This window comes from Palleronia pelagia (assembly GCF_900110115.1).
Classification (GTDB): domain Bacteria; phylum Pseudomonadota; class Alphaproteobacteria; order Rhodobacterales; family Rhodobacteraceae; genus Palleronia; species Palleronia pelagia.
Genome location: NZ_FOCM01000006.1, coordinates 288,904 through 295,000, shown reverse-complemented (window position 1 = coordinate 295,000; position 6,097 = coordinate 288,904). Strand labels below are relative to the sequence as shown.

At 68.0% G+C, this 6,097-nt stretch carries 11 protein-coding genes (1 of these 11 cut by a window edge); all 11 read right to left on the bottom strand.

The genetic code is table 11. From position 1 onward, the window contains the following. Positions 1–201, bottom strand: partial view of a ribokinase gene (gene rbsK, locus BMX96_RS14405; RefSeq protein WP_091846124.1) — the beginning only. The gene continues 714 nt to the left of window position 1, outside the view; 201 of the gene's 915 nt are visible here — the first part of the coding sequence; the start codon lies at positions 199–201; the stop codon falls past the left edge of the window. After that, positions 198–650, bottom strand: a complete 453-nt coding sequence (locus BMX96_RS14400; RefSeq protein WP_091846123.1) for an RbsD/FucU family protein — start codon at positions 648–650, stop codon at positions 198–200. The genes rbsK and BMX96_RS14400 overlap by 4 nt, the downstream gene beginning before the upstream one ends. A 119-nt stretch (positions 651–769) precedes the next feature. Beyond that, positions 770–1,411 carry an urease accessory protein UreG gene (ureG, locus tag BMX96_RS14395; RefSeq protein ID WP_091846122.1) on the bottom strand — a complete coding sequence of 214 codons (642 nt, stop codon included), beginning with the start codon at positions 1,409–1,411 and terminating at the stop codon, positions 770–772. Next, complete coding sequence (locus BMX96_RS14390) at positions 1,408–2,088, bottom strand: urease accessory protein UreF (RefSeq protein WP_236737080.1); 681 nt, start codon at positions 2,086–2,088, stop codon at positions 1,408–1,410. The genes ureG and BMX96_RS14390 overlap by 4 nt, the downstream gene beginning before the upstream one ends. Then, positions 2,042–2,512 carry an urease accessory protein UreE gene (locus BMX96_RS14385; protein ID WP_091846120.1) on the bottom strand — a complete coding sequence of 157 codons (471 nt, stop codon included), beginning with the start codon at positions 2,510–2,512 and terminating at the stop codon, positions 2,042–2,044. Before BMX96_RS14385 ends, BMX96_RS14390 begins: the two co-directional genes overlap by 47 nt. Before the next feature lie 22 nt (positions 2,513–2,534). Beyond that, the gene (locus BMX96_RS14380; RefSeq protein ID WP_091846119.1) at positions 2,535–2,762 is read right to left on the bottom strand and encodes a DUF1127 domain-containing protein; all 228 of its coding nucleotides are present in this window, start codon (positions 2,760–2,762) and stop codon (positions 2,535–2,537) included. 147 nt (positions 2,763–2,909) lie between these two features. Beyond that, a complete protein-coding gene (gene ureC, locus BMX96_RS14375; RefSeq protein WP_091846118.1) occupies positions 2,910–4,619 on the bottom strand; it encodes an urease subunit alpha in 1,710 nt (569 codons plus the stop codon). Between the two features lie 99 nt (positions 4,620–4,718). After that, entirely contained in the window at positions 4,719–5,027 is a 309-nt protein-coding gene (locus tag BMX96_RS14370; RefSeq protein ID WP_091846117.1) for a hypothetical protein, read from the bottom strand. Between the two features lie 66 nt (positions 5,028–5,093). Further along, positions 5,094–5,420, bottom strand: coding sequence for a lysozyme inhibitor LprI family protein (locus tag BMX96_RS14365; protein WP_084140578.1), 327 nt, complete (start codon positions 5,418–5,420; stop codon positions 5,094–5,096). Positions 5,421–5,446: 26 nt separating this feature from the next. Next, entirely contained in the window at positions 5,447–5,752 is a 306-nt protein-coding gene (locus tag BMX96_RS14360; RefSeq protein ID WP_091846116.1) for an urease subunit beta, read from the bottom strand. Positions 5,753–5,794: 42 nt separating this feature from the next. Further along, positions 5,795–6,097, bottom strand: a complete 303-nt coding sequence (locus BMX96_RS14355) for an urease subunit gamma (protein WP_073128061.1) — start codon at positions 6,095–6,097, stop codon at positions 5,795–5,797.

Sequence of the window (6,097 nt, the reverse complement as noted above, 5' to 3'; positions counted from 1 at the left end):
CCGTGCGAAATCGTCCGTGCCCAGCCGGGTAAGGAAATGCGCGTCGGCCCCGGCGCGCGCGGCGGCCACCGCCTGGTTCGAGCCCTTGCCGCCGGGACCGAGCACGAAGTCACGGCCCAACACGGTTTCGCCCATGATCGGCATCCGGTCGGCATGGAAGGCGGTATCGGCGACAAAGACGCCAAGGATCACGACACTCATGCGTCCGGCCCCACGACGCCCTTGCGCAGCATGAAGCAGCCGTAGAATCGCCGCTCGCCGGTCTGGATGACGGCGTAACTGTCGCGTGCCAGGTCGTAGAAGGCGAAGCGGTCGACGGCCACCATCGGACGTGATGCGCCCTCGGCAGCGTCGATCGTGGCCAGTACTTCGCGCTGGACCTCGGGAACCGAGTCGGGATCGTCGACCACCGCCATCCGGGCGGCGAAATCATCCACGAACGTGTCGAGCGGCAGGACCGACAGGATCGCGCCGACGGCTTCGGTCGCTGTCAGGTTCTCCATCCGAAGCAATTCGCCCAACACCGTTTCGCGCGATACCGCGTCGGCCGGGAAGTTCGTGTCGGCGATGATCAGCGTGTCGCCATGCCCCATGGCGCGCAGGGCGAAGAGAACGTCGGCATTCAGCCGCGGATCGATTCCCTTCAGCATTCGTCTGCCCCCGGGACCGGAATATCGGACATGTCGCGCCTCCCTCGCCACGTGTCCCCAAGGGGTAGCGTGCGGCGCCGCGCCTGTCCACGGGAAGGCCCTGCTTCGGGCGTGCCGGGTCAGGCGTCGGAGGTCTCGGCCGTCTCGGGCACGGCGAATCCACCCTCTCGCGACAGGATCTCGATGATCGCCGCGATGCCCTCGCCCCGGCGCAGGGACGCGAACACGACTGGCCGGTCGCCGCGCATCCGGGCCGCATCGCGTGCCATGACCTCGAGCGACGCGCCCACATGGGGGGCGAGGTCGGTCTTGTTGATCACGAGCAGGTCCGACCGGGTGATGGCCGGGCCGCCCTTGCGCGGGATCTCCTCGCCCGCCGCCACGTCGATGACATAGACCGTCAGGTCCGCCAGCTCGGGCGAAAACGTGGCCGACAGGTTGTCGCCGCCCGACTCGATCAGCACGACCTCGAGATCGGGGTGCCGGTCGCGCATGCGGGCCACGGCGGCCAGGTTGATCGACGCGTCCTCGCGTATGGCGGTGTGGGGGCAGCCGCCCGTTTCGACCCCGATGATGCGGTCGCCCGGAAGCACCTGCATCCGCATCAACGCCTCGGCATCTTCCTGCGTATAGATGTCGTTGGTGATGACGCCCAGCGACAGGCCCGGGTGCAGCCGTTGGGCCAGCGCCGCGGTCAGCGTGGTCTTTCCGGCGCCCACGGGGCCGCCGATGCCGATGCGAAGGGGGCCATGACGGCTCATGTGCGGAAGATCCTCGGTTCCAGTGTTTCGTGGCGCATCGCCGCAATATCGGCGGCGAAGCTTGCGGTGGCGATATCGTCCGGCGTGGCCCCGCGCGTCTCCGCGGCGACCCGTTCGCACAGGGGCGACAGCGCGGCGATGATCCCCTGCGCCCTTGTCTGGCCCAGTGGCATCAGCCGTTGCGCCGCGGCGACGACATTGGCCACGCCCGCGTGCAGGTAGAAGGGCACGGCCCGGTCGACGTCGATACCCCGTGCGTGGCAGGCGACGCCGAACCCGACGGGGAAGGACAGCCCGTCCAGCCCGACAGCCCAGACCGCGTCCACTGTGTTGGAGAAGGCGGCGCCCATGTCGTGCAACTCGACACTGCGCCCGGCGCAGGACGCGAAGGCGCGCGCTGTCGCGTCGACCTCGGCCACTGCGTTCCGGTCCGTCGCCGCATGGGCAGCGCGGATCAGGATGGCATCGGTCCGGCCGGTGCCATCCTGGAGCGTGTCGGCCAGCCATAGTTCAAGCGTTTCAGCGTCGCCCACGACCCCGTCGGCGATTGCGGACTCCAGGCCCTGGGAATAGGCGAAACTGCCCAGCGGGAAGCCCGGCGACAGCCATTGGGCCAGCAGAAGCAGGCCGTCATCCATGGACGTGTTCACCGTGGGAATGCCCCATGGTCCGGCCATGGCCATAGGCGCCGCCTTCGGGGCGGAACGGGCCCATGAACGGGCGCAGATCGGCGCCGAGTCCCGTCAGCATCCGCTCGATCACCGGGTCGCGCTGGATTACCAGCCGGTCGGAGTGGATTTCGCAGGGGGTGTGGCGGTTGCCGATATGCCAGGCCAGACGCGGCAGGGCCTGCCCGGTAATGGCGACCAGCGGCTCGTCCGCGGCGGCGACAGCCACGATGCGACCGTCCTCAAGGCAAAGCCCGGCACCGTGGTCGAGCGAGGTGACCTGTTCGAGATCGACAAGGAATTCGAGACCGCCCTGCCCCACCAGCCGCTTGCGGCGCAAAAGCCGGGCAGCGTAGTCGAGGCGGACGGTATCGACGGGCGCGTTCCCCGCGGTGTCGAGGACGCGCGTGGCGCGGGGCGGCAGCGCGGTCATCGCGCCGCCCCGTCATTCGGTATCAGACGTAGAAGACGTCCGCGAACACGTGCCGCACGATGTCCTCGCGCTTCAGACCGCGCTCGGCCAGTTGCGCGTCCGACAGGCGGTTCAGGGCGGTCAGACGGCGATAACGGCTGGAGTTCTCGCCCATCGCGACCAGGCCGTGCCCGATCTGGGCGAACAGGTTCTTGATGCTGGACAGCGCATCCTGAGCGACGTGGGTGGGGTGAAAGCTGATATCGGCCATGGGGATCGTATCCTTCGGGGTCTGCTATTGTGCGTTGACCTTGAAGGTAGGCCTTGCTGCAGTGCAGCGTTAGACCCAATGCGGAATAGCCGCGTTGCAGCGGGCGCAACCCGGAAATCGCCCCGACCCCATGTCCAGCCTCTTGATTCAAAACAGGAAGTACCGTTGCGCCATGGGCAGGACATCGGCCGGCTGACAGGTCAGCAGCTCGCCGTCGGCGCGCACCTCGTAGGTTTCGGGATCGACCTCCATCACCGGCAGGGCATCGTTCAGGCGCAGGTTGCGCTTGCCGATGCCGCGTGTCCCCTTCACCGCGACCGTGTCCTTGGCGAGGCCCAGATGGGCCTTGATGCCGCCCGCATGAGCCGCCTCGCTGACGAACAGAACCGAACCACGCTCGGCCGCCCGACCCATGGCGCCAAACATCGGGCGCGAGTAGACAGGCTGCGGCGTCGGGATCGACGCATTCGGGTCGCCCATCTGCGCCATGGCGATCGAGCCGCCCACCAGCACCATCTCGGGCTTCACGCCGAAGAAGGCGGGATTCCACAGGCATAGATCCGCCCGCTTGCCGATTTCGATGCTGCCGATCTCGTGGCTCATGCCGTGGGCGATCGCCGGGTTGATCGTGTACTTGGCGATGTAGCGGCGCACGCGCATATTGTCGTTGTCGCCGGTCTCCTCGGGCAGGGCGCCGCGTTGCTTCTTCATCTTGTCGGCGGTCTGCCAGGTACGGATGATGACCTCGCCCACGCGGCCCATTGCCTGGCTGTCGGAAGCGATGATCGAGAACGCCCCCATGTCGTGCAGGATATCCTCGGCGGCGATGGTTTCGCGCCGGATGCGGGATTCCGCGAAGGCGATGTCCTCGGGCACGCGCTTGTCCAGGTGGTGGCACACCATGAGCATGTCCAAGTGCTCTTCGATGGTGTTCACCGTGAACGGGCGCGTCGGGTTGGTGGACGACGGCAGCACGTTCTCGTCACCGCAGATCTTGATGATATCCGGGGCGTGGCCGCCCCCCGCGCCCTCGGTGTGGAAGGCGTGGATCGTGCGGCCCGCGATAGCCTCGACCGTGCGTTCGACGAAGCCGGATTCGTTCAGGGTGTCGGTGTGGATCATCACCTGCACGTCCATGTCGTCGGCTACCCTCAGGCAGCAGTCGATGGCGGCGGGCGTGGTGCCCCAATCCTCGTGCAGCTTCAGCGCGCAGGCGCCCGCGTTGACCATCTCGACCAGCGCGGCGGGCTGGCTGGCGTTGCCCTTGCCCGAGAGGCCGAGATTGACGGGCGTGCCGTCCAGCGCCTGGAGCATGCGTCCGATATGCCAGGGCCCCGGCGTGCAGGTGGTGGCGAGCGTGCCGTGGGCCGGCCCGGTGCCGCCGCCCAGCATCGTGGTCACGCCGGAATGCAGCGCGTCCTCGATCTGCTGGGGGCAGATGAAGTGGATGTGACTGTCGAAGCCACCGGCGGTCAGGATGCGCCCCTCGCCCGCGATCACCTCGGTCCCCGGCCCGACATGGATGTCCACGCCGGACTGCACGTCCGGGTTGCCCGCCTTGCCGATATTGGCGATGCGCCCGTCGCGCAGGCCCACGTCTGCCTTGTAGATGCCCGTGTGGTCCACGATCAGCGCATTGGTGATGACCGTGTCCATCGAGCCCTGAGCGCGGCTGGCCTGCCCCTGCCCCATGCCGTCGCGGATGACCTTGCCGCCGCCGAACTTCACCTCTTCGCCATAGGTGGTCAGGTCGCGCTCGACCTCGATCAGCAGGTCGGTATCGGCCAGTCGGACCTTGTCGCCCGTGGTGGGGCCGAACATGGCGGCATAGTCGGCGCGGGCAATCTTGGTCGGCATAGCGGGGTCCCGGTCTCAGGCGGTTTTCACCGACACTGTTCCGGGCTGGTGGCGATCTGACAAGGGCGGGCGGTGAATGCCGCGCCCTTTGCCCAATATTCAGGCGCGCTGGCGCAACCCGCGCTTGCCCAACCGCCGTGCATTCGCCCGCGTGGCCTTGCCGATGGGGCCGAGCCAGGCGTTGTAAACCTGGTCGGGGCGCCCGCCGCGCATCGCCGCGGTCCAGGCCGCTGCTTGCGCGTCCAGCAGGGCCGGGCCCTTCTCGCCGATCATCACCGCGTTTTCCGTGGGGGCGACGGACCAGACACCGGCCAGCCCGGCAAGACGGTACGCGATGACCGCCTGCGCTTCGGCCACCATTTGCGCCGAGGCCATGGCAGTGCGCCACATGTCGAGAGGCAGGGTCATGAGCGTGCTCCGATCAAGCAAGGTAACCTGATTAACGCCCTCAAATTGCGACGGGTTCCATAGTGCTTAAGGATCGGTGCGCAGGTCCTCGTTGCGGCGCAGGGTCAGCCGCTCGAAGCAGGAATTGACGATCAGCGGCTGGATCGATCCGCCGGCATAGGGTGCGGCCTCGGCGGCGCAGGCCGCGTCGCGATAGGCGATCCAGGCCCGCTGTGCGTCGAGCAGGGCCTGGCCGTAACCGCCCGCGTCGGCCCGGGGCTTGGCGATGCCCCAGAGACGGTTCAGTTCGGCATCCGCGGCCAGCCAGGCGGCATAGCTGCACTGGTTCATGTCGGCCTGCGTCACCGGGTTGGCGCAGTTCGGGGCCTGTGCACCGGCCGCCAGCGGAAACACAGCGAGGGCGAGCGTCAGGGCGGCCCTCACAACGCGCCCATCACCGCGCCGTTGAAGCCGAAAACCTGCCGGCCACCGCCATAGGGGATCAGCGAAATCTCGCGCCGCTGTCCCGGCTCGAAACGCACGGCGGTGCCGGCAGCGATGTCCAGTCGCATCCCCCGCGCCGCGTCGCGGTCGAAATCCAGCGCGGCGTTGGTCTCGGCGAAGTGGTAGTGGCTGCCCACCTGGATCGGCCGGTCGCCGGTATTGGCGACCATCAGTGTGATGGCCTCGGCCCCCTCGTTCAGGGTGATGTCGCCGTCTGCGGTCAGGAATTCTCCGGGGATCATGGGCCGTCCTTTCGTGGTGCGCCGGTATCGCGTCGCGGGATCTCAGCGGATGGGGTTGTGCACGGTCACCAGCTTGGTGCCGTCGGGAAAGGTCGCCTCGACCTGCACGTCGTGGATCATCTCGGGCACGCCCTCCATGCATTGATCGCGGGTGACGACCTGCGCCCCCGCCTGCATCATGTCGGCCACGCTGCGGCCGTCGCGCGCGCCCTCGACGACCGCATCGGTGATGAGCGCGATGGCCTCGGGGTGGTTCAGTTTCACGCCGCGGGCCAACCGGGCGCGCGCCACCTGCGCGGCCATTGCGACGAGCAGCTTGTCCTTTTCGCGGGGGGTCAGGTTCAT